Source organism: Bacillus sp. ABP14 (assembly GCF_001831375.1).
Lineage (GTDB): Bacteria > Bacillota > Bacilli > Bacillales > Bacillaceae_G > Bacillus_A > Bacillus_A paranthracis.
The window spans coordinates 3,889,256-3,915,359 of sequence record NZ_CP017016.1 but is presented as its reverse complement, the minus strand read 5'-3'; the positions used below and the strand labels follow the sequence as shown (position 1 = coordinate 3,915,359).

The 26,104-nt window shown below is 36.8% G+C and carries 33 protein-coding genes; 28 read left to right on the top strand and 5 right to left on the bottom strand.

What is annotated here, in order from left to right:
- Positions 1–61 precede the first annotated feature (61 nt).
- The 3 genes from splB to BGI23_RS20285 all read left to right on the top strand — a co-directional run bounded on the left by splB (position 62) and on the right by BGI23_RS20285 (position 2,376).
- Positions 62–1,087: a spore photoproduct lyase gene (gene splB, locus BGI23_RS20295; protein WP_070806827.1), complete on the top strand. Its 1,026-nt coding sequence runs from the start codon at positions 62–64 to the stop codon at positions 1,085–1,087.
- A gap of 144 nt (positions 1,088–1,231) precedes the next feature.
- Positions 1,232–1,660 carry a transcriptional regulator MntR gene (gene mntR / locus BGI23_RS20290; protein WP_001143076.1) on the top strand — a complete coding sequence of 143 codons (429 nt, stop codon included), beginning with the start codon at positions 1,232–1,234 and terminating at the stop codon, positions 1,658–1,660.
- A 53-nt stretch (positions 1,661–1,713) separates the two neighbouring features.
- Positions 1,714–2,376, top strand: a complete 663-nt coding sequence (locus BGI23_RS20285; protein ID WP_070806826.1) for an HAD family hydrolase — start codon at positions 1,714–1,716, stop codon at positions 2,374–2,376.
- On the opposite strand, the gene BGI23_RS20280 is transcribed toward BGI23_RS20285, so the two are convergent.
- Positions 2,373–2,774: an SA1362 family protein gene (locus BGI23_RS20280; RefSeq protein ID WP_001014455.1), complete on the bottom strand. Its 402-nt coding sequence runs from the start codon at positions 2,772–2,774 to the stop codon at positions 2,373–2,375. The genes BGI23_RS20285 and BGI23_RS20280 overlap by 4 nt on opposite strands.
- A gap of 79 nt (positions 2,775–2,853) precedes the next feature.
- A complete protein-coding gene (locus BGI23_RS20275) occupies positions 2,854–3,774 on the bottom strand; it encodes a DUF1385 domain-containing protein (RefSeq protein ID WP_000797109.1) in 921 nt (306 codons plus the stop codon).
- A gap of 244 nt (positions 3,775–4,018) precedes the next feature.
- On the opposite strand from BGI23_RS20275, the gene BGI23_RS20270 reads away from it, so the two are divergent.
- From BGI23_RS20270 to efp, 4 genes are read left to right on the top strand one after another with little or no spacing between them, the layout of a single operon-like run.
- Positions 4,019–4,507, top strand: a complete 489-nt coding sequence (locus tag BGI23_RS20270; protein WP_070806825.1) for a YqhR family membrane protein — start codon at positions 4,019–4,021, stop codon at positions 4,505–4,507.
- Positions 4,508–4,559: 52 nt separating this feature from the next.
- Positions 4,560–5,000 (top strand): type II 3-dehydroquinate dehydratase, encoded by a 441-nt coding sequence (gene aroQ, locus BGI23_RS20265; protein ID WP_000757087.1) that lies wholly within the window; start codon positions 4,560–4,562, stop codon positions 4,998–5,000.
- A 4-nt stretch (positions 5,001–5,004) separates the two neighbouring features.
- Complete coding sequence (pepQ, locus tag BGI23_RS20260) at positions 5,005–6,066, top strand: Xaa-Pro dipeptidase (RefSeq protein WP_000411051.1); 1,062 nt, start codon at positions 5,005–5,007, stop codon at positions 6,064–6,066.
- Between the two features lie 21 nt (positions 6,067–6,087).
- Entirely contained in the window at positions 6,088–6,645 is a 558-nt protein-coding gene (efp, locus tag BGI23_RS20255; protein ID WP_000626512.1) for an elongation factor P, read from the top strand.
- A 35-nt stretch (positions 6,646–6,680) separates the two neighbouring features.
- Here the strand turns inward: efp and BGI23_RS20250 are convergent, their stop codons facing one another.
- Both BGI23_RS20250 and BGI23_RS20245 read right to left on the bottom strand, forming a co-directional pair.
- A complete protein-coding gene (locus tag BGI23_RS20250) occupies positions 6,681–6,983 on the bottom strand; it encodes a hypothetical protein (protein ID WP_000825748.1) in 303 nt (100 codons plus the stop codon).
- On the bottom strand, positions 6,964–7,542 hold the full coding sequence (locus tag BGI23_RS20245; protein WP_070806824.1) for a GNAT family N-acetyltransferase: 579 nt from the start codon (positions 7,540–7,542) through the stop codon (positions 6,964–6,966). The genes BGI23_RS20250 and BGI23_RS20245 overlap by 20 nt, the downstream gene beginning before the upstream one ends.
- Positions 7,543–7,728: 186 nt before the next feature.
- Here BGI23_RS20245 and BGI23_RS20240 point away from each other — a divergent pair, with 186 nt between their 5' ends.
- From BGI23_RS20240 to BGI23_RS20200, 9 genes are read left to right on the top strand one after another with little or no spacing between them, the layout of a single operon-like run.
- Positions 7,729–8,010: a YqhV family protein gene (locus BGI23_RS20240; RefSeq protein ID WP_000816054.1), complete on the top strand. Its 282-nt coding sequence runs from the start codon at positions 7,729–7,731 to the stop codon at positions 8,008–8,010.
- Between the two features lie 28 nt (positions 8,011–8,038).
- Positions 8,039–8,965, top strand: coding sequence for a stage III sporulation protein AA (gene spoIIIAA / locus BGI23_RS20235; protein ID WP_070806823.1), 927 nt, complete (start codon positions 8,039–8,041; stop codon positions 8,963–8,965).
- Positions 8,959–9,474, top strand: coding sequence for a stage III sporulation protein SpoIIIAB (spoIIIAB, locus tag BGI23_RS20230; protein WP_000238697.1), 516 nt, complete (start codon positions 8,959–8,961; stop codon positions 9,472–9,474). Before spoIIIAA ends, spoIIIAB begins: the two co-directional genes overlap by 7 nt.
- 14 nt (positions 9,475–9,488) lie before the next feature.
- Positions 9,489–9,692, top strand: coding sequence for a stage III sporulation protein AC (spoIIIAC, locus tag BGI23_RS20225; protein WP_000020914.1), 204 nt, complete (start codon positions 9,489–9,491; stop codon positions 9,690–9,692).
- A gap of 23 nt (positions 9,693–9,715) precedes the next feature.
- A complete protein-coding gene (gene spoIIIAD, locus BGI23_RS20220; protein WP_077317075.1) occupies positions 9,716–10,099 on the top strand; it encodes a stage III sporulation protein AD in 384 nt (127 codons plus the stop codon).
- Positions 10,100–10,109: 10 nt separating this feature from the next.
- Positions 10,110–11,282, top strand: a complete 1,173-nt coding sequence (gene spoIIIAE, locus BGI23_RS20215; protein ID WP_000943695.1) for a stage III sporulation protein AE — start codon at positions 10,110–10,112, stop codon at positions 11,280–11,282.
- 12 nt (positions 11,283–11,294) lie between these two features.
- On the top strand, positions 11,295–11,927 hold the full coding sequence (gene spoIIIAF / locus BGI23_RS20210; protein ID WP_001161050.1) for a stage III sporulation protein AF: 633 nt from the start codon (positions 11,295–11,297) through the stop codon (positions 11,925–11,927).
- Positions 11,917–12,579 (top strand): stage III sporulation protein AG, encoded by a 663-nt coding sequence (gene spoIIIAG, locus BGI23_RS20205; RefSeq protein ID WP_000368876.1) that lies wholly within the window; start codon positions 11,917–11,919, stop codon positions 12,577–12,579. The genes spoIIIAF and spoIIIAG overlap by 11 nt, the downstream gene beginning before the upstream one ends.
- Before the next feature lie 15 nt (positions 12,580–12,594).
- Positions 12,595–13,251 carry a SpoIIIAH-like family protein gene (locus BGI23_RS20200; protein ID WP_000914701.1) on the top strand — a complete coding sequence of 219 codons (657 nt, stop codon included), beginning with the start codon at positions 12,595–12,597 and terminating at the stop codon, positions 13,249–13,251.
- 98 nt (positions 13,252–13,349) lie between these two features.
- Here the strand turns inward: BGI23_RS20200 and BGI23_RS20195 are convergent, their stop codons facing one another.
- Positions 13,350–13,538, bottom strand: coding sequence for a hypothetical protein (locus BGI23_RS20195; RefSeq protein ID WP_002081027.1), 189 nt, complete (start codon positions 13,536–13,538; stop codon positions 13,350–13,352).
- A 469-nt stretch (positions 13,539–14,007) separates the two neighbouring features.
- Here BGI23_RS20195 and accB point away from each other — a divergent pair, with 469 nt between their 5' ends.
- The 12 genes from accB (at position 14,008) to recN (ending at position 26,035) form a co-directional block, all read left to right on the top strand.
- Positions 14,008–14,496 (top strand): acetyl-CoA carboxylase biotin carboxyl carrier protein, encoded by a 489-nt coding sequence (gene accB / locus BGI23_RS20190; protein ID WP_070806822.1) that lies wholly within the window; start codon positions 14,008–14,010, stop codon positions 14,494–14,496.
- A 16-nt stretch (positions 14,497–14,512) separates the two neighbouring features.
- Complete coding sequence (gene accC, locus BGI23_RS20185; protein ID WP_000592876.1) at positions 14,513–15,865, top strand: acetyl-CoA carboxylase biotin carboxylase subunit; 1,353 nt, start codon at positions 14,513–14,515, stop codon at positions 15,863–15,865.
- A 22-nt stretch (positions 15,866–15,887) separates the two neighbouring features.
- A complete protein-coding gene (locus tag BGI23_RS20180; protein WP_000807630.1) occupies positions 15,888–16,280 on the top strand; it encodes an Asp23/Gls24 family envelope stress response protein in 393 nt (130 codons plus the stop codon).
- Positions 16,281–16,627: 347 nt separating this feature from the next.
- Entirely contained in the window at positions 16,628–17,020 is a 393-nt protein-coding gene (nusB, locus tag BGI23_RS20175) for a N utilization substance protein NusB (protein ID WP_000830249.1), read from the top strand.
- Positions 17,021–17,043: 23 nt separating this feature from the next.
- The gene (folD, locus tag BGI23_RS20170) at positions 17,044–17,904 is read left to right on the top strand and encodes a bifunctional methylenetetrahydrofolate dehydrogenase/methenyltetrahydrofolate cyclohydrolase FolD (RefSeq protein WP_000226728.1); all 861 of its coding nucleotides are present in this window, start codon (positions 17,044–17,046) and stop codon (positions 17,902–17,904) included.
- 26 nt (positions 17,905–17,930) lie between these two features.
- Positions 17,931–19,289, top strand: coding sequence for an exodeoxyribonuclease VII large subunit (gene xseA / locus BGI23_RS20165; protein ID WP_000415266.1), 1,359 nt, complete (start codon positions 17,931–17,933; stop codon positions 19,287–19,289).
- Positions 19,279–19,509 carry an exodeoxyribonuclease VII small subunit gene (gene xseB, locus BGI23_RS20160; RefSeq protein ID WP_000428423.1) on the top strand — a complete coding sequence of 77 codons (231 nt, stop codon included), beginning with the start codon at positions 19,279–19,281 and terminating at the stop codon, positions 19,507–19,509. The genes xseA and xseB overlap by 11 nt, the downstream gene beginning before the upstream one ends.
- Positions 19,509–20,399: a (2E,6E)-farnesyl diphosphate synthase gene (ispA, locus tag BGI23_RS20155; protein WP_000150362.1), complete on the top strand. Its 891-nt coding sequence runs from the start codon at positions 19,509–19,511 to the stop codon at positions 20,397–20,399. Before xseB ends, ispA begins: the two co-directional genes overlap by 1 nt.
- 302 nt (positions 20,400–20,701) lie before the next feature.
- A complete protein-coding gene (gene dxs / locus BGI23_RS20150; RefSeq protein WP_070806821.1) occupies positions 20,702–22,594 on the top strand; it encodes a 1-deoxy-D-xylulose-5-phosphate synthase in 1,893 nt (630 codons plus the stop codon).
- Positions 22,595–22,597: 3 nt separating this feature from the next.
- Positions 22,598–23,437 carry a TlyA family RNA methyltransferase gene (locus BGI23_RS20145; protein ID WP_001274741.1) on the top strand — a complete coding sequence of 280 codons (840 nt, stop codon included), beginning with the start codon at positions 22,598–22,600 and terminating at the stop codon, positions 23,435–23,437.
- A gap of 142 nt (positions 23,438–23,579) precedes the next feature.
- Positions 23,580–24,029: an arginine repressor ArgR gene (argR, locus tag BGI23_RS20140; protein ID WP_001032581.1), complete on the top strand. Its 450-nt coding sequence runs from the start codon at positions 23,580–23,582 to the stop codon at positions 24,027–24,029.
- A gap of 266 nt (positions 24,030–24,295) precedes the next feature.
- Positions 24,296–26,035, top strand: coding sequence for a DNA repair protein RecN (recN, locus tag BGI23_RS20135; protein WP_000947749.1), 1,740 nt, complete (start codon positions 24,296–24,298; stop codon positions 26,033–26,035).
- The last annotated feature ends 69 nt before the right edge of the window (positions 26,036–26,104 follow it).

Here is a 26,104-nt window from a genome sequence, read left to right as displayed (position 1 = left end):
GAAAACTTTAATGCGTGTTAAATTTTCAGCGTTTCCCATACTAACGAGAGGAGGGAAGCGTATGAAACCATTTATGCCAAAAATCGTTTACTTTGAACCGAAGGCACTTGAATATCCACTTGGAAAAGAGTTGTATGAGAAATTTACGAAGATGGGATTAGAAATTCGTGAAACGACATCCCATAATCAAATTAGAAATTTACCAGGTGAAAATGATTTGCAAAAGTACCGTAATGCAAAGGCAACGCTTGTTGTTGGGGTAAGGAAGACATTAAAGTTCGATACGTCAAAACCGTCAGCTGAATATGCAATCCCGCTCGCAACAGGGTGTATGGGGCATTGTCATTATTGTTATTTGCAAACGACACTTGGGAGTAAGCCTTACGTTCGCGTGTATGTGAATCTTGAAGAAATATTTGAGAAAGCACAGCAATATATGGATGAAAGAGCACCTGAAATAACAAGGTTTGAAGCTGCTTGTACATCAGATATCGTTGGGATCGATCATTTAACACATGCATTAAAGCGCGCGATCGAATTCATTGGAGAAAGTGAGCATGGACGTTTACGTTTCGTTACGAAATATTCGCACGTTGATCATTTGTTAGATGCAAAACATAACGGGAAAACTCGTTTCAGGTTTAGTATTAATTCACGGTATGTAATTAAAAATTTTGAGCCGGGGACGTCACCCTTTGAAGAGCGTATTGAAGCAGCACGTAAAGTAGCAGGCGCTGATTATCCACTTGGTTTTATAGTTGCGCCACTTTATATGCATGAAGGATGGGAAGAAGGATACCGTGAATTATTTGAACGACTGTACAATGCACTAAAAGATTTGTCCATACCGAATTTAACGTTTGAATTAATTCAACATCGCTTTACAAAACCAGCAAAAAAGGTCATTCAGGAGCGTTATCCGAGTACGAAACTTGAAATGGATGAAGAGAAGCGTAAATATAAATGGGGACGATATGGAATCGGGAAATACGTATATAAAAAAGATGATGCGGAAGTATTAGAAGAAACGATAAGAGGTTATATACATGAGTTTTTTCCTGATGCAGAAATACAATACTTTACTTAAGAGGAGTCTGTATACAAATACAGATTCTTTTTTGTTTTATATATTTAGGCTTGTTTTCAACTTGTCACGTTATTCTTTCTGGTGTATCATTTTATTGATTGCTTCGTACGGAATGAGCAAAATGAAATTGGATGGAGGAAACCGATGCCTACCCCTAGTATGGAAGATTATATTGAACAAATTTATTTGTTGATTGATGAAAAGGGTTATGCCCGCGTATCTGATATTGCTGAAGCGCTTAGTGTACATCCATCCTCTGTAACAAAAATGGTGCAAAAATTAGACAAAGATGAATATCTAATTTATGAAAAATATAGAGGGCTTGTATTAACATCAAAAGGTAAAAAAATTGGAGAACGTCTCGTATATCGTCATGAATTGTTAGAGCAATTTATGCGTATTATCGGTGTGGATGAAAGTAAGATTTACAATGATGTAGAAGGAATTGAACATCATTTAAGCTGGGAAGCAATTGACCGCATTGGTGATTTAGTGCAATACTTTGAACAAGATGAGGTTCGAGTGGAAACCCTTCGTGGTGTTCAAAAGGCAAATGAAGAGAAAAGTAATTAAGGGGAACGTATGTCGTTTCCTTTTTTATTTCAATCGAAAAGGATGGGAGAATTATGAAAGCAATTATTTTTGATTTTGATGGATTAATTGTGGACACAGAAACAATATGGTTTCACTCTTTCAGAGACGCCGTTCGTGAGTACGGTGGAGATTTACCTTTAGAGGAATTTACAAAGTGTATTGGAACGACAGATGATGTACTGTATGCATATTTAAATGAGCAATTAAAAGAGAAGTTTAACAAGCATGCATTAAAAGAAAAAGTGAAAATTTTACATAAAGAAAAAATGAAAACACCAGAAGCTCGTGACGGGGTAAAAGAATACCTAGAAGAAGCGAAAGAAATGGGATTAAAAATTGCGTTAGCTTCTAGTTCATCTAGAGAATGGGTGGTTCCTTTTTTGGAAGAGCTACAAATTCGAGATTATTTTGAAGTTATCAAAACGAGAGAAGATGTTGAAAAGGTAAAACCAGATCCAGCACTTTACCGAGTAGCAATAGAAGATTTAGGGGTAGATTCGTCTGAAGCAGTTGTATTTGAAGACTCGTTAAACGGATTAAAAGCAGCGATTGCAGCGGGATTAACGTGCGTTGTTGTACCTAATGATGTGACACGTAATTTACCATTTGAAAATCATCACCTTCGAATTGAAAGTATGAAAGATAAAAGTTTGAAAGAAGTACTGCAAAATATAAAGAAAGACCGTATTTCCTAAAAGGAAGCACGGTCTTTCTTTTTGTTTTTTTTACCTTCAATGACAGTTAAATGAGATTGTTTTCTTTTTCGCTTCAAAGTGGAAGGAGTGCCTTTTTTCCCTTTGTCATTAGAAGCGTTTGATTTAAAGAAAGAATTGCTTAGGGGTGCTACATTTTGTTTCCCATGTTTGCGGCTCGATTGTTTTGCAGCACGCTTATATGAGCTTTGCGAATTTGCTGAACCGCTAGAGTTTGTAAACATTTTGTAGAGTAGATAAAAGATACCAACGACAGCCAACATGATACCAATATTTCTTAACACTCCCATTGGGTTTGTAATGACAGATGAAACAAGGCCGAATATTGCTAATCCGATAATAAGCACAAATATAGCGAAAGTAAACGAACGACCGTTCATAAGGAACACCTCCTAAAAACATATATTAAAATTAGTATATTAACGATGAGGAAAGGAGTTGAACACCATTTTTAAATAATTATTGTTTGTTTTCTAAACGTAATAATTCTTCAAACGATGCAATAGCTACTTCCACTTGATCATCTGTTGGTTCTTTCGTTGTTAATAGTTGTAGCCATAATCCGGGATATCCAAGTATGCGTAATACTGGAATATCGCGTAATCGATTCGTAAATTGTAACACTTCAAAAGAAATACCGAGCACGACTGGAATTAATAAAATTCGGTTTAACACTCTGGCCCAAAGTGGATCTGTAGGGACAAGGAAATAAACAAACATTCCAATAATGACTGTAAATATAATGAAGCTACTGCCACAACGATAATGAAGGCGAGTTTGTTTTTGAACATTTTCTACAGTCAATGAAAGATTATTCTCATAGGCATTAATTACTTTATGCTCCGCACCGTGGTACTGAAAGACCCGCTTAATGAGTGGCGTTAAAGAAATAAAGTATATATAGCTCAATAATAGCATGAGCTTAATGACACTTTCGACAATGATTTGCCCTGTATGAGATGGGAAAATCGGTCTCGTTAATTCAGCTAGTAATGCAGGAACTGCTGTGAAAATGACTTTACCGAATATGAAAGATAAAACGCCAACTGCTGCAACTCCTAATACCATCGTTAACTTCGATTGTTCTTCTTTTTTATTTGCAATTTGTTCATCTTCTTCTGGGTGAACATCAAATCGTTCTGAAGCAAAGTTTAAATGTTTTGCCCCGTTCGCGCTTGCATCCACAATAGCGGCAATCCCTCGTAAAAATGGAATTTTTTTTAGGATAGATAATGCTTTATTACGAACGCGTGGTAATCGATAAAATTCAATCGATTTATCTTTGCGACGAACCGCTGTAACAGTATATTCTCTACCGCCAAACATAACTCCTTCTATGACTGCTTGCCCGCCATATATTTGTTTTGACTCTTCTGCCATGTTAACACCAACCTGTATTTGTTTCTCTCTTATGTAGAAAAAGAGGCAATTGTCATACTGGGTTCTGTCATTTTGAAATAAGACAATCACCGAGTTTCCTTTATTTTATCGACAAATACAAGTATATGACAAGGAAAAATGTTACGAGAGTCGGACATTTCTTATTCTTTTTATAGACAAATTTCGCAGTATTTAAACATGGTTCAAAATAGTTTCGGGCATACTATTGAGCGGAGGTGTCGATGTGAGTCAAGAACAATTAGGAACAAGGGATTTTGTACAAATTGGTTTATTTGGTGGACTGTTTTGGGGAGGGATATGGTATTTCCTTCATATATTTTCATTTACAGAAGCGGGGCCGAACTATTTACTTTTACCATTTGCCTTTGGAAGCTGGAAAGAAGGGGTATGGGGAAATGTGTCAGGAATTGTTTGTATGGGACTACTTTCGATTTTAATTGCCTTTTTGTATAAAGCGTTTTTGGGAAAGTTTGAAGGAGTTCTTCCAGGGATGATTTATGGTCTATTTTGGTGGGCGTTACTATTTTTCGGAGTGGGGTTAATAGCGCCTGCTATTAAAAGTGCACTCCATTTACCGAAAGAAACAATTGTGACGACGATATGCATTTTTATATTGTATGGTGTATTTATAGCATACTCTGTTTCTTACGCAGTAAATACCAATAAGGCCGAGCGAAAAGGGGAAGAGAAGACAAACTATTCAAACAAGTAACTCCTATGTTAAAATGTTATATAGACATTTAATATTAAGGAGTTTTAAGCATATGAAAAAGGTACTCCTCGTAAACGGTCCTAACCTAAATCGCCTCGGTGTCAGAGAGGTAAATGTATATGGAAAGGGCACGCTAGCGACACTTGAAGCAGATATGAAGCAAGAAGCAGAAACAATGGGAGTGGAGTTAGAATGTTTCCAATCGAATCATGAAGGTGCGATTATCGATCGTATTCATGAGGCGGAAGATATATATGAAGGGATCATTTTAAATCCTGGAGCATTTACGCATTATAGCTATGCGATTCGAGATGCAATTGCGAGCATTTCGATTCCTGTTATTGAAGTACATATTTCTAACATTCATCAGCGTGAGTCGTTCCGTCACGAATCTGTGACGGCAGCTGTTTGTGCGGGACAAATTGTTGGATTTGGTTTTTATGGCTATAAGTTAGCGTTATTTGCATTAATGGAGAAATTGAGGGAGGCATAAAGTAATGGAGAAAATCGAAAGATTAAGAAGTGCATTTGATGAGGCTGGTATTGACGGTATTTTGTTAACAAATGAACATAGTCGTAGATATATGGCTAACTTCACAGGAACAGCTGGTGTTGTACTCATTTCGAAAAACCGCGCTCAATTTATTACAGATTTCCGTTACGTAGAGCAAGCTACTAAACAAGCGGTTGGATACGAGATTGTACAGCATGCGGGATTAATTATCGATGAAGTTGCAAAGCAAGTGAAAGAATTAGGAATTCAAAAGCTTGGCTTTGAGCAAGATACTCTTACATATAGTTCTTATTCAGCTCATAAAGAAGCGATCGATGCTGAATTTATCCCAACTTCTGGGCTTGTAGAAAAGTTACGCTTGATAAAGACTGATTCAGAGATTAAGATATTAAAGGAAGCTGCACAGATTGCAGATGCTGCCTTTGAACATATTCTATCATTCATTCGCCCGGGAGTATCTGAAATTGAAGTGTCAAATGAACTTGAATTTTTCATGAGAAAACAAGGAGCAACATCTTCTTCGTTTGATATTATCGTTGCTTCAGGTCTTCGTTCGGCATTACCGCACGGCGTGGCATCTGAAAAAGTGATAGAAACAGGAGATTTCGTTACATTAGACTTCGGCGCTTATTACAAAGGATATTGCTCTGATATTACTCGTACGATTGCAGTTGGTGAACCATCTGATAAATTGAAAGAAATTTATAATATCGTTTTAGAAGCACAATTACGTGGTGTGAACGGTATTAAAGCTGGTTTAACTGGCCGTGAAGCGGATGCGTTAACGCGTGATTACATAACGGAAAAAGGATACGGTGAATACTTCGGACATTCTACTGGTCATGGAATCGGTCTTGAAATCCATGAAGCACCAGGTTTAGCATTCCGTTCTGATACAGTACTTGAACCAGGTATGGCTGTAACAGTAGAGCCAGGTATTTATATTCCAGGTATTGGCGGCGTACGTATTGAAGATGATATCATTGTGACAAGTGAAGGTAATGAAGTAATTACGAAATCACCAAAAGAACTTATTATTTTGTAATACACAGGAGGATTTTTTTACATGATTTCAGTAAACGATTTTCGTACAGGTTTAACAATTGCAGTGGATAATGGCCTATGGCAAGTACTTGATTTCCAGCACGTGAAGCCAGGTAAAGGTGCTGCATTCGTTCGTTCTAAACTACGTAACCTTCGCACAGGTTCTGTTCAAGAGAAAACATTCCGTGCTGGTGAGAAAGTGGAAAAAGCACACATCGAAAACCGTCGTATGCAATACTTATACGCAAGCGGTGAGTCTCACGTATTTATGGATAACGGAACTTATGAGCAAATCGAACTTGGTGAAAAACAAATCGAGCGCGAGCTTAAATTCCTAAAAGAAAACATGGAAGTATCTATTATGACTTACCAAGGCGAAGTACTTGGTGTTGAACTTCCAAACACAGTTGAATTACAAGTTACAGAAACAGAGCCAGGTATTAAAGGTGATACTGCTTCTAACGTAACAAAACCAGCTACATTAGAAACTGGCCTTGTTGTACAAGTACCAATCTTCATTAACGAAGGTGAAACACTTATCATCAACACTGGTGAAGGTAAATACGTTTCTCGTGCATAGTAGAAAAGCACTCGTGATTATCACGAGTGCTTTTTTTATAGAAAATAGGGCAAATAATAAATAGTAGTTATTATAAAACTGAAAGCTGTAAGACTAGCAGCACCTGTTGTGTAAGGACCCCATGTCATTTGAAAAGGTTTTACTGTACCTGTTTTATATATAGTGTGATCAATGTTGTTATTTTGGCTTATATTTAAAGCAACGAGCCAAATTGCCCCGAATATCGCTAAACTACCAAGGAAAAAGGCTTCCATGAATGACCAGCCGACCAATGATGAAAAAAGATAAATAAGAGTTACTTCTACTACGACTGTTAAACTAATTTTTAATCTCTTCATATTTTTCCTCCTCATTCTGTAATTCCAACCAGTTTAAAAATTTTTCACGTGACACGACGTGCAGAGAGCAAGGTGACCTTACTTCTTTCTCTAGTGCAGCGTGTTCGTCTGGAAATTTGTTTTCCACATGCAATGAAATATAAGGTAGTTTATCTTGTGCTTTTAAAGAGCGAATATTATTCGTTTTAGCACCAGCAAATACATAGGAAAGTTGTAAGTCTAAAAAAGCAATCTTAAAAATTTCTTTTTTTGCAGCCTCATTATATCCTTTTCCCCAGTATGGATAGCCGAGCCAGCTGCCAATGTGAGATTGTTTCTTCTCGTAATTAATATGTTTAAGTGTGGTGAGACCAATTATTTCATGCTCTGCATTTACAATCACTCTCGATAAAGACTTCTTTTGGCGTTCTTCTTCTATGGCGAAAAGAAGGAATGCTTTCGTGTCTTCGATTGTTTCTACTTTTATTCCTAATGTGTTTTTTACATGTGGATCACTTGATAGCTTGAAAATCGCATTTGCATAACGGAAATCGAGTGGTAATAAAGTAACTCGTTGCATCATTTTCCCTCCTTTTCAATAAATATACCATAAAATACCATTATTATTAAGAATATTCAAATTATTATAGGCGGTAGATAAAAATTATGTTTTTAATTCTGAAATAGACAACCTCTGCATATGGTTGTACAAATATATTCTTTTTTAGCACACGCACTAGTAACCGTTATGGGAGAAGGTGGGAGAATGAAACAGTGGCTAGCGGCAATGGAAACATCTGTGCTTGTAATGGGGCTGCTTCGGTTGTTTTCAGGTAGCGCGGAAATATTCGCCGCTTTGCTTATGCTTTATGTGAATGATGCGAAGAAAGCATTGTTTATAAATGGTATGTTGGCGTTTGTTGGACCGACCGTATTAATTTTAACAATGACAATAGGCATAGCGAGTGTGGCAAGTGAGATCTCTTTCTTGAAACTCTTTTTTCTAGCGCTTGGAATTGGCTGCATTTTTATCGCGTTGTTGAAATAAGTAAGTCGAGTATAGTGGGGCGAAGCTGATGAAAGAAGTATTAGAAGTTTTACCAAAAACGATGAAGCAGTTAGTGGAAAGTTGTAAGTGCTGCGATGCTCTAGAGGAAATCCGTGTTCGAATTGGAAGACCGCTAGAGTGTATTGCTCAAGGTGAAGTGTTTTTTTATGACTATATCGTTACAGCAGAGGATGCTATTTACTTATTGAATAAGTTAAGTCACTTCTCAATTTATACAATGGAAGAAGAATTAAAGCGTGGGTATGTGACACTCCGAGGTGGGCATAGAATAGGCTTAGCAGGAAAAGTTATTACAGAAAAAAGCACAGTGAAAATGATTCGAGATGTCTCTTCTTTTAATATTCGTATTGCTCGTCAAAAAATAGGCATTGCTGAACCACTTTTACCGTATTTGTATGAATCACGATGGTTAAACACGATGGTAATTGGCCCGCCACAAACGGGAAAAACAACACTTTTAAGAGATGTAGCGCGTTGCATGAGTCAAGGTGTAAGTACTTCGAAAATTCCTTCTTGTAAAGTCGGGATTGTTGATGAACGGTCAGAAATTGCTGGCTGTGTGAAAGGTATCCCGCAATATGACTTTGGCACACGAGTAGATGTGTTAGATGCATGTCCAAAAGCTGAAGGAATGATGATGATGATCCGTTCTATGAGCCCAGATATATTAATTGTGGATGAAATTGGTCGTAAAGAAGATAGTGAAGCAATTATGGAGGCTGTACATGCAGGGGTTCAGCTTTTTATAAGTGCACATGGATTTTCCTATGATGATGTTGTGAAACGCCCATCATTAAAGGCAGTGCTAGAGCTCGGCATTTTTGATAGGTTTGTGGAATTGTCAAAAGCAAGAGGGCCAGGAACAGTTATGCAAGTGAAAGATAAATATGGAAAACCGGTATTACCTCATAGAAAGGCTGAGGGCGTATGGTGAAAATATTTGGTGCAGTGTTAATCGTTGCGGTCAGCACCTTTTTCGGGTTTTCATACGCCAAAAGATACAGTGAGAGACCGAGGCAACTTAGATTATTAAAAGCGGCACTGCAATCATTAGAGGCAGAAATTATGTATGGGCATACACCGTTGTCTGAAGCTGCTGAGCGATTAGTGAAACAAATGCCGAAGCCGTTAAATTGGATATTTCAAAGTTTCGCTAGCAGGCTAGAAAGTGGAGAACAAACAGTTAGAGAAGCTTGGATAGATAGTTTGAAAGAAAATTGGAAGCTAACAGCATTTCAACAAACTGAGTATGAGATTTTGCAGCAATTTGGTGAAACGCTCGGACAACATGATCGTGAATCACAACAAAAACATATTCGGTTATGTATTACACATTTAGAGAGAGAAGAAGAAGAAGCGAAAGCATTACAGCTGCAATATGAAAAGATGATTAAGAGCTTAGGAGTACTAGCGGGGCTACTTATCGTAATTTTACTGCTATAGGGGGGAGAAAGGCGATGTCCATTGATGTTGGATTAATATTTCAAATCGCCGGAATCGGCATTGTTTTAGCTTTCATTCATACTGTACTAAAAGAATTAAAGCGTGAGGATATTGCAAATTGGGTTATCCTCGTCGGTTTTGTCGTTATTTTATTTCATGTCGCATTTTTAATTAATACACTATTCGACAAGATTAAAAGTGTCTTTCTCTTCCAGTAAAGGGGGCGGTTCGAATCGAAATTATACAAATTGTCGGATTAGGCCTCGTTGCTACGTTTTTAGCGGCTGTATTGAATCAGCATAAATCTAGCATTACGTCATTATTTATTGTGTTCGTAGGTAGCGTAATGTTCCTTCTTTTAATCGATCAAATTCACGCTATTTTACAAATGATTGAGAGAGTAGCGAGTGAAGCGAAAGTTAGCAACGTATATGTAGAAACGTTGCTAAAAATTATTGGGATTGCTTATATCGCTGAGTTTGGAGCGCAAATTACAAAGGATGCAGGGCAGGGGGCAATCGCTTCGAAAATTGAATTAGCTGGAAAGATTTTAATTCTCGTTATGGCGATCCCTATTTTGACGGTTGTAATTGAAACTATTCTCGGATTTTTACCGACGGGATAAGGGGGAGTGAATGTTGAGGGGGTTTGGAGCTAAGCTGCTATTTGCTTGCTTCCTTTTCTTTTCTTTACCGGTTGTTGTACAAGCTTCTCCTGTAGAGACAAACGTCGTTGATCAACAATTGGATAAGCTCGGAATTGAAGATGTGAAGCAATTTTGGGACGGGCTTGTTACAAAATATGGAGGTTACTTACCAGAGAGTCAAAAAGGTAGCTTTATGGAGTTTGTAAAGGGAGAAAAAGAAATCTCTATAAAAGAGTGGATGCTAGGTTTATTAAAGTACTTATTTCACGAACTTGTTGCAAATGGGAAACTACTCGGAACGCTCATTATGCTCACAATTTTTAGTGCATTGTTGCAATCACTGCAATCTGCATTTTCAAAGAGTAGCGTAAGCAAAATAGCCGATGCAGTTGTATATATGGTACTAATTATTTTCGCTTTAAATAGCTTTTATGTCGTTATGACATATGCAAGAGAAACGATACAAACAATGGTAGATTTCATATTAGCGTTATTACCTATCTTGCTTGCACTCATAGCGACAGGTGGTGGCGTTGTATCCGTATCGTTTTTTCATCCGATTATCATCTTCTTAATGAATACGAGTGGGCTTTTGATGAATTATATCGTTCTACCACTTTTATTACTTGCAACGATATTAAGTATTGTAAGTACGATGAGTGATCAATATAAAGTTACGAAATTGTCCAAGCTTCTGCAAAACGTTAGCGTCGGGATTATCGGTATTTTTTTAACGATTTTTTTAGGCGTATTATCTGTACAAGGAACAGCGACAGCTGTTGCGGATGGAATCGCTGTGAAAACAGCTAAATTTGTAACAGGAAACTTTATTCCCGTAGTAGGAAGAATGTTTACAGAGGCGGCGGATACAGTTATTAGTGCGTCGGGATTATTAAAAAACACAGTCGGAATTATCGGACTCGTCATTCTATGTTTAATTGTCGCTTTTCCAGCGATTCAAATTTTTTGCATTGCATTTATTTATAAGTTCGCAGCAGCAGTATTGCAACCAGTTGGCGGCGGAGCAATTATTCAATGTTTAGATATCATTGGACGGAGCATTATTTATGTATTTGCTTGCTTAGCTATCGTATCGTTTATGTTCTTTTTAAGTATCACAATTATTATTGCTGCGGGGAACATTACACTTATGATGCGGTAGGAGGTGAAGGGTATGCAATTTGTTACAGAGTGGATTAGAAATATTATCGTTTTTTTACTCTTAGCGACAATGCTTCATCTTATTCTTCCAAATTCCAATTTGCAAAAGTACGTTAAATTCGTTGTAAGTCTATTATTAGTTGTTTTAATTTTAACGCCCCTTTTTAAACTATTGCAAACAGATGTAAATGAAGTAATCGCAAATTTTAATGAAGAGAAGTACGTAGCAGAAGGATCTGTAAAAAATTCAATAGATTCGAAGAAAAAAGAAATACAAGCTCTAACACGTGCATATAGTTTAGAAGAGATGGCTACCAAAATGAAAAAAGAAGTAGGAAAAGAGTTTGAGAAACAGTATGGTATGTCAGTCTCTGAAATACAAATAGTCGCAGCGGAAAGCACAGCGGAAGTAAAGTCAGCGAAAGATATTCAATCTGTTGTTGTGACGTTGAAAGAAAAAGAACGTAGTAAAAATGATGCAATCGAAACAGTAAAACCAGTTGAAATTAATACGAAAGAACCACCGAAAAAAGTAGAGGAAACGAATGGAGAAATGAAAGACTTCTTTTCAAGCAGGTGGCAACTAGAGAATAAACAAATCCAAGTTCAAATGGAAGGGAGGACAGGTAGAGTAAATGGACAATAAAGATAAAAATTCGAAGTTCTCATTTTTTCGAAACTTATTGAATGGAGATGAAAAAGAAAGTAATGAGAAGGGAAAAAAGGTAACACCTAAGTTCTTACTTGTCCTACTCATACTTGGAATGTTGCTTATGTTTTCTAGTAGTTTCTTTTCAAGTAAAAAAGAAGAAGTACCTGTATTTAAAGAACAAAAAACTCAAAACCAAGAAAAAGACGTACCAACTTTTGGACAAAAAAATAATGATAATATGTCAAATGTAGAAAAATATGAAAAAGCGTATGAACAAGAATTAAAAGCAGCCTTAGAAGAAATAGCAGGAGTAAAAGATGTAACGATTAATGTAAATTTAGACTCATCAGAGGAAAAAATATTAGAAAAAAATACAGTGAAACGTTCACAAACAACAGGTGAAACAGATAAAACAGGTGGCAAGAGGGAAGTAGAAGATGAGTCTCTTGATGAAAAGACAGTCATTATACGTGAAGGGGATAAAGAAACTCCCGTTGTTTTACGAACAGAGAAACCGAAAGTGCGAGGTGTTCTTGTCGTAGCAAAGGGAGTGGATAATATACAAGTTAAAGCGATGGTAAAAGAAGCTGTCATACGGCTACTAGATGTACCAGCCCATCGCGTTTCAGTTTCACCGAAAAATTGATAGGGAGGAAATAAAGTGTTAAAAAAACAAACGGTTTGGCTATTAACGATGTTAAGTTTAGTTGTTGTACTATCTGTGTATTACGTAACAACTCCAGACAAAATGAATACAGCATCGCCGGCAACAGGTGAAAAGATTGGACAAGAAAAACAAGGTACTGATAAAGCAGTAACAAACGAAGCACCTAAAGAAACGCCTAAAAAAGAAAATACAAACAAGGAAACATCAAATAAAGAAACAAACAAAGAAACAGATAAAAAAGAGAGTGCTACAAAAGAAACAAGCAAAAAAGAAGCTAACGTAACAGTTCAATCAAGTGATGAAAATTTCACAGCATTACGTATGCAAATGGAAGATCAGCGAAGTGAACAAAAAGCAAAATTACAAGAAGTGATGAGTTCAACAAAAGCTTCAGCAACAGAAAAGAATAAAGCGAAAGAAAATTTTGATGCAATCACTACAATGGAAACGAAGCAAGAATTACTTGAGACAGTAATTAAATCTCAAGGTGGATATAAAGATGCCCTTGTAAGAGCTGATGGAACTGACATTAAAGTAACTGTAAAAGCAGCAAAACATTCACAAAAAGAAGCGAATAAAATTATACAACTTGTAAGAAGTGAAGGCGGATCAAAAGATGTAGGTGTAAAATTTGATCCACCAACAAAATAAAACGAATAATCCGCGGGGAATTCCTCCGCGGATTATTCGTTTTTAGTAATCGGATTGTTTGAAAATAGTTAGATAAAAATAATAATAGAAAAAAGCTATCATTTTCGATAGCTTTTTTCTGTTTCGTCTTTGTTTTTACTATGTTCAACTCGGAACGGAGAAATACGTTGTGAGTAAAAGATTAGCGGTTCATGGTAGTGATGATTACTTTTTCCGGATTTGACGTGGATGAAGAGAACGAATGCCCAGACCATTACGGCAGGTAAGAAGAGAATGAGCCATATCATATGTCCACACCTCGATACGATATATTTTCTACACTTTGAACATACTATTCTTATATGAAGGAATGATGAACGACGTGTAAACAAAAAAATAATATTTGGTAAAAATATGTTATTGACTATAGATGAGGTGACGAGTAAAGCGGTAATGGTAGGTTTACTTTATAGTATTTTGAAAAGTAAGGAATGTTTTTTCGGAAGTGGTCTTGCCAATTTTGTGTGAAACTTGGTATTATTACTAGGTAATAAATTTTTATTGGAATAATATTTTTACAGGAGTTTCGATTTATTATAAAGAAATATAAATTGGAATGTTTAAAAAATTTATCGTAAGATGGAAATAGTAACTATTTCTATTAGTAAATGAAATACATTTTCTAATAGAGTACATCGTATTTTTACAGTCAATCTAGTTTTAGTGAAGAGAAATCTGTAAAAACGGGACAAACAAGAGTATGGGAGTGGATTTTACATGTTTAAAATTCAAGAAGTTCGTGAATTAATTAAATTAATTGATAGCTCTAATATTGATGAATTTGAATACAAAAAAGATGGTACGACAATCAAAATGAAAAAGCGTGGTAATGAAGTTGTTGCGGTGCAAGCACCTGTAGCAAAACAAGCCGTGCAACCAATAGCACCTGTTGAAGTTGAAACGACAGTAGCGGCAGCACAAGTGGAAGTGCCAAAACAAGAAGAGAAAAAAGCTGTTCAGAATGAAAACCTACATAAAATTACATCACCAATGGTAGGTACATTCTATTCTTCTTCTTCTCCTGATACGCCTCCATATGTAAGTGTTGGGGATAGAGTATCGAAAGATTCTATCGTATGTATTGTCGAGGCTATGAAGTTATTTAACGAAATCGATGCAGATGTAGATGGAGAAATTGTTGAGATTCTTGTTAATAACGGACAGCTTGTTGAGTATGGACAACCGCTATTTCTTGTAAAAGCGTAATAAGGGAGTCTTTGTGATGATAAAAAAAGTATTAATAGCCAATCGTGGGGAAATTGCTGTACGAATTATTCGTGCTTGTAAAGAAATGGATATTGAAACAGTCGCAATTTATTCAGAAGCAGATAAAGAGTCACTTCACGTACAAATTGCTGATGAGGCGTATTGTGTAGGACCAACGATTTCGAAAGAAAGCTATTTAAATTTAACGAACATTATTAGTGTTGCGAAGTTAACAGGCTGCGATGCGATTCATCCAGGATACGGATTTTTAGCAGAGAATGCAGATTTTGCAGAGTTATGCCGTGAGTGTAACTTAATTTTTATCGGTCCAAGTCCAGAAGCTATTTCAAAGATGGGCACAAAAGACGTTGCTCGTGATACAATGAAAGAAGCAGGGGTTCCGATTGTACCAGGTTCACAAGGAATTATTAAAAATACCGAAGAAGCGATCGAACTTGCGAATCAAATTGGATATCCTGTTATTATTAAAGCGACTGCAGGTGGCGGCGGAAAAGGTATTCGTGTTGCGCGCCATGAAGAAGAGCTTGTAAAAGGAATTCAAATTACACAGCAAGAAGCTAGTACCGCTTTTGGGAACCCTGGTGTATACTTAGAAAAGTACGTTGAAGATTTCCGCCATGTTGAGATTCAAATAATGGCAGATACACACGGAAATGCCATTCATTTAGGAGAGCGTGATTGTACGATTCAGCGCCGCTTGCAAAAACTACTAGAAGAAAGTCCATCACCAGCACTTGATGAAAATGTGCGTAAGCAGATGGGTGAGGCGGCAGTTAAAGCGGCGGTAGCGGTTGATTATACAGGTGCTGGTACGGTTGAGTTTATTTATGAATATAAAACGAAAAGCTTTTATTTCATGGAGATGAATACGAGAATCCAAGTTGAGCATCCAGTTACTGAAATGGTAACAGGGGTAGACTTAATTAAAGAACAAATTCTTGTTGCTTCTGGAGAAAAGTTATCGTTACAGCAAGAAGAAGTACAATTTAATGGTTGGGCAATTGAATGCCGAATTAATGCGGAAAACCCTGCCAAAAAATTTATGCCATCTCCAGGTAAAGTAGAAATGTACTTGCCACCAGGCGGATTTGGTATTCGCGTCGATTCAGCTGTATATCCGGGATATTCAATCCCACCTTTCTATGATTCGATGGTTGCTAAATTAATTGTTCACGGAAAAACACGTGAAGAGGCAATTGCAAAAATGAAGCGTGCACTCAGTGAGTTTGTCGTTGAAGGCGTACATACAACAATCCCGTTCCATTTGCAATTGTTAGATCATCCTGATTTTGTAAAAGGTGAGTTTAATACGAAATTTTTGGAAGAGCATGAACTTGTGACGCAGTGATACATTAAAGGAGGTTTTTTTCATGGCTGAACATATGTTAGATATGGGGCAAGATACAACTCTTGGTAAAGTAGAAATTGCACCAGAAGTAATTGAAGTAATCGCAGGTATTGCAGCTGCTGAGGTAGAAGGCGTAGCGGCAATGCGTGGTAATTTTGCTACAGATGTTGTTGAGAAGTTAGGTAAGAAAAATCATGGTAAAGGTGTAAAGGTTGAATTAGCAAACGAAGATATTATCGTTGACCTTTATGTTGTAATGTATTTTGGCGTAGCAATTCCAGTTGTTGCACAAAAGATTCAAGACAACATTCGCCAAGCACTCTTTACAATGACAGGGCTTGAGCCAAAAGAAGTGAATGTTCACATCGTTGGCGTAACATTCGAAACACAAAAAACAGAAATCGAACCAGTGTAAGAATGAAAAAGGTGCCTAGTAACATAGGCATCTTTTTTATCGTTTCATTTCTTCACAAATTACAACCCTCTAATTATTATACTATTTCAAAAAATGAGAAATAAAAAAGAAAATGTTTCGTTTTACCAAAAAACGTACATTGTGATAAGATATGGAACTTGAAGTTAATCTTTTTATTATTTTTCAGCCTTGTAACCCGTGTGTGAAACGATAAATTGTGTTATTATCATTGTATTATAAGGTTGGAAAATCAATGAAAACTGTAAGAGTAAGTGAATTGACGGCTTATAAATTATAATAATATAACAAAGCATAAGGAAAGACTTGAAGCATAAAGGAGAGTTACAATGAAACGTAGGACGGCTAGAGAAAGAGCTATGCAAGCATTATATCAAATGGATATTACAGGTGAATTAGAACCGAAAGTAGCAGTGGAAAACACGCTAGATGAAGGTGAAGAAACAAATGAGTTTCTAGAATCACTTGTTGTAGGTTTTGTAGAAAATAAAGAAGTAATTGATGAAGCGATTCGTCAAAATTTAAAAAAGTGGAAGCTTGAGCGTATTAGTATTGTTGATCGCAGTATTTTACGTGTAGCTGTGTATGAAATGAAATACATGGAAGAAATTCCACACAACGTAACAATTAACGAGGCAATTGAAATTGCTAAAACATTTGGGGATGAGGAATCTCGTCGTTTTATTAACGGCGTTTTATCTAATATAAAAGATACACTGTAATTTCTTTAAGGGGGAATCTTAAAATGGTAGCAGTAATCATCAAAGGAAATGAAGTTGCGGAGAAAAAACGAGCACAATTAACAGAAGAAGTTGTGAAGTTGAAAGAGCAAGGGATTGTACCAGGATTAGCAGTTATTTTAGTTGGAGAAGATCCAGCATCTCGTTCTTATGTAAAAGGAAAAGAAAAGGGCTGTGAACAAGTAGGAATCTATTCAGAGCTAATTGAATTTCCTGAAACAATTACGGAGGAGCGTTTGCTTGCTGAAATCGATCGCTTAAATGGCGATGACCGCATTAATGGCATATTAGTGCAATTACCTTTACCAAAACATATTGAAGAAAAAGCTATCATTGAAAGAATTTCACCAGAAAAAGATGTAGATGGATTTCACCCAATCAGCGTAGGACGTATGATGACGGGACAAGATACATTCCTTCCATGTACACCGCATGGTATTGTAGAGTTAGTAAAAGAAACAAATCTTGATATCTCAGGAAAACATGTTGTAGTAATTGGAAGAAGTAATATTGTCGGCAAGCCAGTGGGACAATTGTTCTTAAATGAAAATGCAACTGTCACATACTGTCATTCTAAGACGCAAAATATGAAAGAGTTAACGAAATTAGCTGATATTTTAATCGTAGCAGTAGGACGACCTAAAATGGTAACAGCTGATTATATGAAAGAAGGAGCAGTTGTAATCGACGTTGGTGTAAACCGTTTAGAAACAGGAAAACTTTGTGGTGATGTTGACTTTGACAATGTGTTAGATGTTGCAGGTTACATTACACCTGTGCCAAAGGGTGTTGGTCCAATGACGATCACAATGCTTCTTCATAATACTGTTGAATCGGCTAAGCGTGCAGGTGTTGTTTGTAAATAATTTGAGTCGGCTATGAGGAGAGAGAAATGGAGAAACAATATTTAACCGTTACAGCGTTAACACGCTATATAAAAACAAAAATAGAATATGATCCGCATTTACAGTCTGTTTGGTTAAAAGGTGAAATTTCCAACTTTAAAAATCATAGCCGTGGCCACATGTATTTTACATTGAAAGATGAAAATGCAAGAATCGCAGCGGTTATGTTTGCGGGTCATAATCGTAATATTAAATTCAGACCTGAAAATGGGATGAAGGTACTCGTGAAAGGGAAAATTTCTGTTTACGAGGCGAGTGGTTCTTATCAAATTTATATTCAAGACATGCAGCCTGACGGAGTCGGAAACCTGCATTTAGCTTACGAACAATTAAAGGTTCGTTTAGAGGAAGAAGGATTGTTTTCTCAAGTTTATAAAAAAACAATCCCTCCTTATGCGAAAACAATAGGTGTGATTACGTCACCAACAGGAGCAGCGATTCGTGATATTATAACAACGATTAAACGTCGTTATCCAATTGGAAATGTTATTGTGTTTCCAGTACTTGTACAGGGGGAGTCAGCAGCTCCCTCAATTGTACAAGCGATCCGTACAGCGAATGAAATGGAAGGGATAGATGTCCTAATCGTTGGGCGCGGTGGAGGTTCTATTGAGGAATTGTGGGCGTTTAACGAAGAAATGGTTGCAAGAGCTATTTTCAAGAGTGAGATCCCTATTATTTCAGCAGTAGGCCATGAAACAGACTTTACAATTGCGGATTTTGTTGCCGATTTAAGAGCACCAACACCAACTGCAGCGGCTGAGCTGGCAGCGCCTAATATTATCGAGTTACAAGAAAAGGTATTACAAAGAACTCTAAGGTTGCAAAGAGCAATGAGAGAGTTAGTACATAAAAAAGAAGAAAAACTACAAGTATTGCAAAAATCTTATGCGTTCCGTTATCCAAGACAAGTATATGAGCAAAAAGAAGAGCAATTGGATAGAGCGTTAGAACAGCTTGTGTTAGCGAAAGAGCGCTATATTGATAAAAAGGTAAATCAGTTAAAACAGCTTTCATTTTATTTAGAGAAGCACCACCCATCTCAAAAAATTATGCAAACAAAGGTAGCAGTTGAAACATTGCAAAAGCAATTGCAACGTGAAATGCAAACGTTACTCCAAACGAAAGAATTTGCCTTTGTAAGAGCTGCTCAAAAACTTGAAGCGCTAAGCCCGCTTAAAGTAATGATGAGAGGGTACGGGCTTGTATATGATGAAGAGAAGCAAGTGTTAAAAAGTGTGAAAGATGTTAGCCTTGGAGATGCTGTTTCAGTTCAATTACAAGATGGAATATTAGATTGTAGCGTATCAGGAATAGAGGAGCGTGAATTGAATAATGGAAAATAAATTAAGCTTTGAAGAGGCAATTTCGCAACTTGAGCACCTCGTTTCTAAATTAGAGCAAGGTGACGTACCTTTAGAAGAAGCAATTTCTTATTTTAAAGAGGGTATGGAATTATCTAAGCTTTGTGATGAGAAGTTGAAGAACGTACAAGAACAAATGGCAGTTATTCTTGGGGAAGATGGAGAGCTTGAACCGTTTACTGCTTTAGGAGATGAAGCATAGTGACAATTGCTTTTGATACTTTTTTGAAAGAAAGTAAAACTTTCGTAGAAGAGAAGCTTGTAAGCTATGCAAATGAATTACAATGTCCAAATGTACTTCGTGAAGCGATGGCATATTCTTTGGAAGCGGGTGGAAAGCGTCTCCGCCCGTTACTTTTATTTGCAACATTACAAGCGTTTGGTAAAGAAAAAAATCTTGGTGTAGGTGCAGCTTGTGCTCTTGAAATGATACATACATACTCGTTAGTTCATGATGATTTACCTTGTATGGATGATGATGATTTAAGAAGAGGGAAGCCCACAAATCATAAAGTATTTGGTGAAGCGATGGCAGTTTTAGCAGGAGATGGTTTGTTGACATATGCTTTTCAAGTTATTATGGCATATGAGCAAAAGGAAATCTCTGCTGAGAAAAAAGTAAGACTTGTACTTGAGCTTGCAAAGGCGGCAGGGCCAGAGGGAATGGTTGGCGGACAAGTAGCAGATATGGAAGCGGAAGGGAAACAGCTTACGATCGATGAGCTAGAGTATATTCATAAGCATAAGACTGGGAAACTACTTGAATTCGCTGTACTTGCAGGGTCGATACTTTCTAATGCCACAGAAGAACAGGAAGAAAAATTACTTGAGTTTGCAAAATATATCGGCCTAGCTTTCCAAATTCGAGATGATATTTTAGATGTGGAAGGAACCGAAGAAGAGATTGGAAAACCAATTGGTAGTGATGTTTCCAACGAAAAGAGCACATATACGACGTTATTTACTGTAGATAGAGCAAAGGATATTTTAGAAGAAACGATTGCAAAAGCAAAAGATGCTATTAGTTCCTTGCAATTACAAGATGAATATTTACTATCTATTTGCGATTTGATTGCAAAACGTAATAACTAATATAACAGCGTTTTCATTTGTTGAGTCATTCGTCATTTTATGATATAAATGTAGGAAAAGGTTTTTCTTTTCTTGTTATTGGCAAAAATATATGTAGATTACATTGCCGTTATCACTTCGTGTTAGCGGCTATTTTTTTCATCGCCTAAAGAAATATGGTTTATAATAAGATTAGGGCGCAATAGACTGGTTAATAGCAGGACAAGGTGAAAAATAAAAAAAGAGAATTTCTTGTTTTGTGTAAATGTTTTTTATAATATTTGACATGTTGACAGATTATGAAATGAAAGTGAGTGATCCATGTGGATCTAACGCAAATTCAAAACCCTAGTTTTTTGAAAGAGATGTCTATCAGTGAACTAGAGGGATTGAGTGAGGATATTCGTAAGTTTTTAATTGAAGAGCTCTCTCAAACAGGTGGACATATTGCGCCTAATTTAGGTGTAGTAGAACTCACAATTGCTCTGCATAAATTATTTGATAGTCCGAAAGATAAATTTTTATGGGATGTAGGACATCAATCCTATGTACATAAAATTTTAACTGGACGTGCAAAAGAATTCGGCACATTAAGGCAATATCAAGGTCTATGTGGTTTCCCAAAACGTTGTGAGAGTGAGCACGATGTATGGGAAACTGGCCATAGCTCGACATCATTATCTGCTGCGATGGGAATGGCTCTAGCACGTGATTTAAAGAAAACGAAAGAATATGTTATACCAATCATTGGTGATGGCGCTTTAACGGGCGGAATGGCTTTAGAGGCATTGAACCATATTGGACATGAAAAAACAGACATGATTGTTATTTTGAATGATAATGAAATGTCAATTGCGCCAAACGTTGGTGCGCTTCATAATGTGCTTGGACGTCTACGTACCGCAGGAAAATACCATTGGGTAAAAGATGAGCTAGAGTATATTTTGAAGAAAATCCCAGCTGTCGGTGGGAAAGTTGCTGCGACAGCAGAGAAAATAAAAGATAGTCTTAAATATTTACTAGTATCTGGTGTCTTTTTCGAAGAGTTAGGCTTTACATATTTAGGTCCAGTCGATGGGCATGATTATGAAAAGTTATTCGAAACGTTGCAATATGCAAAGAAAACAAAAGGCCCAGTGCTTGTTCATGTTATTACGAAAAAAGGAAAAGGTTACAAACCAGCTGAGAGTGATGTTATTGGCACTTGGCATGGAACAGGACCTTATAAAATTGAATCAGGTGACTTCGTTAAACCGAAAGAAGTTGCACCAGCATGGAGTGCTGTTGTTAGTGAAACAGTACTTAAGTTAGCGAGAACGGATGAGCGTATCGTTGCAATTACACCTGCAATGCCTGTTGGATCGAAACTTGAGAAATTCCAAAAAGAATTCCCAGATCGTATGATTGATGTAGGTATTGCAGAACAGCATGCTACAACAATGGCAGCGGGTATGGCAACGCAAGGTATGAAACCATTCTTAGCGATTTATTCAACATTTTTACAAAGAGCTTATGACCAAGTTGTTCATGATATATGCCGCCAAAATTTAAATGTTTTCATCGGAATTGATCGCTCTGGTTTAGTAGGAGCAGATGGTGAAACGCATCAAGGTGTATTTGATATCTCATTCTTACGCCACTTGCCGAATATGGTACTTATGATGCCAAAAGATGAAAATGAAGGGCAACATTTAGTATACACGGCGATGCAATATGAAGATGGACCAATCGCATTACGTTATGCGCGTGGTAATGGACTTGGCGTTCATATGGATGAAGAATTAAAGGCGATTCCAATCGGTTCATGGGAAACGTTAAAAGAAGGTACACAAGCAGCTATTTTAACATTTGGTACGACAATATCAATGGCAATGGAAGCGGCTGAGCGTCTTGAAAAGGCTGGTATTTCAGTGAAAGTAGTGAACGCTCGCTTCATTAAACCAATGGATGAAGCATATTTACATGATCTCTTAGGAAAAAATATACCAATTTTAACGATTGAAGAAGCTTGCTTAATTGGTGGTTTTGGAACAGGAGTAGTTGAATTTGCGTCTGAGAACGGGTACCATAGTGCGTTAGTTGAACGAATGGGTATTCCAGATCGTTTCATAGAGCACGGTAGTGTAACAAAATTATTAGAAGAAATCGGTTTAACGACAGATGCTGTTGTAGACCGTATTCATACAATGATTCCATCAAAACAAAAAAGGGCGTAACAAATGAGTGCGAAAAAAGAAAGAGTAGATGTACTATTAGTAGAGCGAGGGCTTATAGAAACACGTGAGAAAGCAAAACGCGCCATTATGGCCGGCCTTGTATATGCGAATGAGATGAGATTGGATAAGCCAGGGGAGAAAATCCCACAAGATACAGAGATTACGGTGAAGGGGCAAGTTATGCCGTATGTAAGCCGTGGTGGTTATAAACTTGAAAAGGCATTAGAGACATTTCATCTTGATTTACAAGATAAAGTTATGATAGATATTGGTTCATCAACTGGTGGCTTTACCGATTGCGCGCTTCAAAATGGAGCGAAATTATCTTATGCATTAGATGTAGGGTACAATCAACTTGCGTGGAAATTGCGTCAAGATGAGCGTGTTGTCGTAATGGAACGAACGAACTTCCGTTACGTAACACCAGCAGACTTAGAACGTGGTTTACCGCAATTTGCTAGTATCGATGTTTCGTTTATATCATTAAAACTTATATTGCCAGTTTTAAAAACAATGCTTATGCCGAATGGGGATGTAGCAGCGTTAATTAAACCGCAGTTTGAAGCTGGAAGAGAGCAAGTTGGTAAAAAGGGTATCGTTCGCGATCGAAAAGTACATGAGGCTGTCGTAGAAATGATTGTCGACTTTGCTATAAAAGAAGGATACGACGTAGAAGGCTTAACATTCTCACCGATTACGGGCGGGGATGGTAATATTGAATTTTTAATTCATCTGAAATGGCATGGTGAACGTGAGAAGGGCGAAAATCATTCTCCAATTTCTGTTGAGCAAGTAGTTACAGAGGCACATGATGTCCTAAAACAAAAAGGGAAAGGGGAATAACATATGTTGTTCCTCTTTTTGTTGTAATTGTATAATGATTGTAAAAACAATTGTGTACAAGTAACGAATTATAAGTTAACATAAATAAGTGAAGTATACCAATGTTTAAACTATGGTAAGAGATAGTGTGAGGTGCAAATGTATGAATAAAGGTCAGCGCCATATTAAAATCAGGGAAATTATTGCGAACAAAGAAATTGAAACACAAGATGAATTAGTTGATATTCTACGTAATGAGGGATTTAATGTAACGCAAGCGACAGTATCGCGCGATATTAAAGAATTGCACTTAGTGAAAGTGCCATTACATGATGGTCGCTATAAATATAGCTTGCCAGCAGATCAACGATTTAACCCGTTACAAAAATTAAAACGCAATCTAGTGGATTCATTTGTAAAATTAGACACGGCAGGACATATGCTTGTGCTAAAAACATTGCCTGGTAACGCTCATTCACTTGGGGCACTTATTGATCATTTAGAGTGGGATGAGATTATCGGAACCATTTGTGGTGATGATACTTGCTTAATTATTTGCCGTACACCTGAAGATACAGGTGTTGTCTCTGATCGTTTCTTAAATATGCTGTAACAAAAAATCTTGTTTGCTTTCCTCTGTAAAGTGGAAAGCGAACAGGATATTTTTATTGGTTAAAAACGTGAATTCTTAATTGTAATATAATATTTTCTTTGAATAAAATTAGGGAATAGGTGGATTGACCCGTAAAACAAATGTTTGGTACAATGGAGCGGTTAGAAAAGTAATTTATACATACAAACATATAGTATGACTATTTGAATAAAGAACTGAGAAAAGCCCTTCATAGGGGATTAGTTTATAACGAGGTGAATGGGGCATTGTTATCGGAATTATCGATTAGAAACTTTGCTATTATTGAGGCATTAAATATTTCTTTTCAAAAAGGATTAACGGTTTTAAGTGGTGAAACAGGGGCCGGAAAATCGATTATTATTGATGCGATTAGTTTACTTGTAGGTGGCCGTGGTTCAGCAGAATTTGTTCGATACGGAACAGAAAAAGCTGAGATAGAGGGGCTATTTTATGTGGAAGATGATAAGCATCCATGTATTGAAAAAGCAGAAGAGTTGGATATAGAAATAGAAGATGGCATGATTATTTTGAAGCGTGATATCGCTGCAAACGGAAAAAGTGTATGTCGTGTAAATGGAAAACTAGTTACCCTTAGTGTATTAAAAGAAATTGGAAAAACACTTGTTGATATTCATGGACAACACGAAACGCAAGACTTAATGAATGAAGAACGTCATCTATTTATGCTCGATCATTTTGATGGAGAGCGTATCGTTAAACAATTAGATATATACCAAAACGTATATGCTGACTATGAGAAATTAAAAAAACAGTTGAAATCGTTAAGTGAAAATGAACAACAAATGGCACATCGTTTAGATTTAATTCAATTTCAGCATGAAGAAATCCGTAAAGCGGATTTAAAGATAGATGAAGAAAATGACTTAACTGAAGAACGATTGCAAATTTCTAATTTCGAAAAAATTTACAAAGCATTAGGGGATGCGTATCGCTCGTTAAGTGCTGACGGACAAGGGTTAGATAATGTACGAAGCGCAATGGGACAAATGGAGAGTATTACACATTTAGATGAAGTGTATCAAGAAAATCATGATTCCATTGCCAATAGTTATTATTTATTAGAAGAAGTTGCCTATCAACTAAGAGAAAAGCTCGATATGATGGAATATGATCCGAATCGCTTAGATGAAATTGAAACGCGTTTAAATGAAATTCGTATGCTAAAGAGAAAATATGGAAATACTGTAGAAGAGATTTTAGCGTATGCTGATAAAATTGAACAAGAAATTTTTACGATTGAAAATAAAGACGTTCATATTGAAACGACGAAGAAACAGTTGAAGGAATTAGAAAGTGTTATTCTGAAAGAAGCAACGTTGTTAAGTAATATGCGTCATGAACTTGCAGAGCATCTTACAAATGCCATTCATCAGGAATTAAAAGAATTATATATGGAAAAAACAAAATTTGAAGTGAGAATTATGAAGCGAGAAGGAAATGCAGAAGAGCCTCTCGTGGAGGGAGCACCGGTAAGGCTTACAGCGGATGGTTACGATCATGTGGAATTTTATATTTCAACAAATCCGGGTGAGCCGCTAAAACCACTTTCAAAGGTTGCTTCTGGCGGAGAGTTATCCCGTATTATTTTAGCTTTAAAAAGCATTTTTTCTAAGCATCAAGGTGTTGCATCTGTTATTTTTGATGAAGTGGATACTGGTGTAAGTGGCCGGGTCGCACAGGCTATTGCGGAAAAGATTTATCGAGTATCAGTAAACTCACAAGTACTTTGTATTACGCACTTACCTCAAGTAGCTTCAATGGCGGATTCGCATTTATTTATTCGAAAACAAGTAGCAAATGATCGAACAATTACATCAGTTACCGTTTTAACTATGGAGGATAAAGTAACAGAAATAGCTCGAATGATTTCTGGTGTGGAAATTACAGATTTAACGACAGAACATGCGAAAGAATTACTTACGCAAGCGCATCATTTTAAACAGACAGCAGAGGCTATCCAGTAATGGATAGCTTTTTTTCTCAAATGATGATTTCTTAATTCTTCCGGTTATAAATAAAGCATTGCAAGGAGA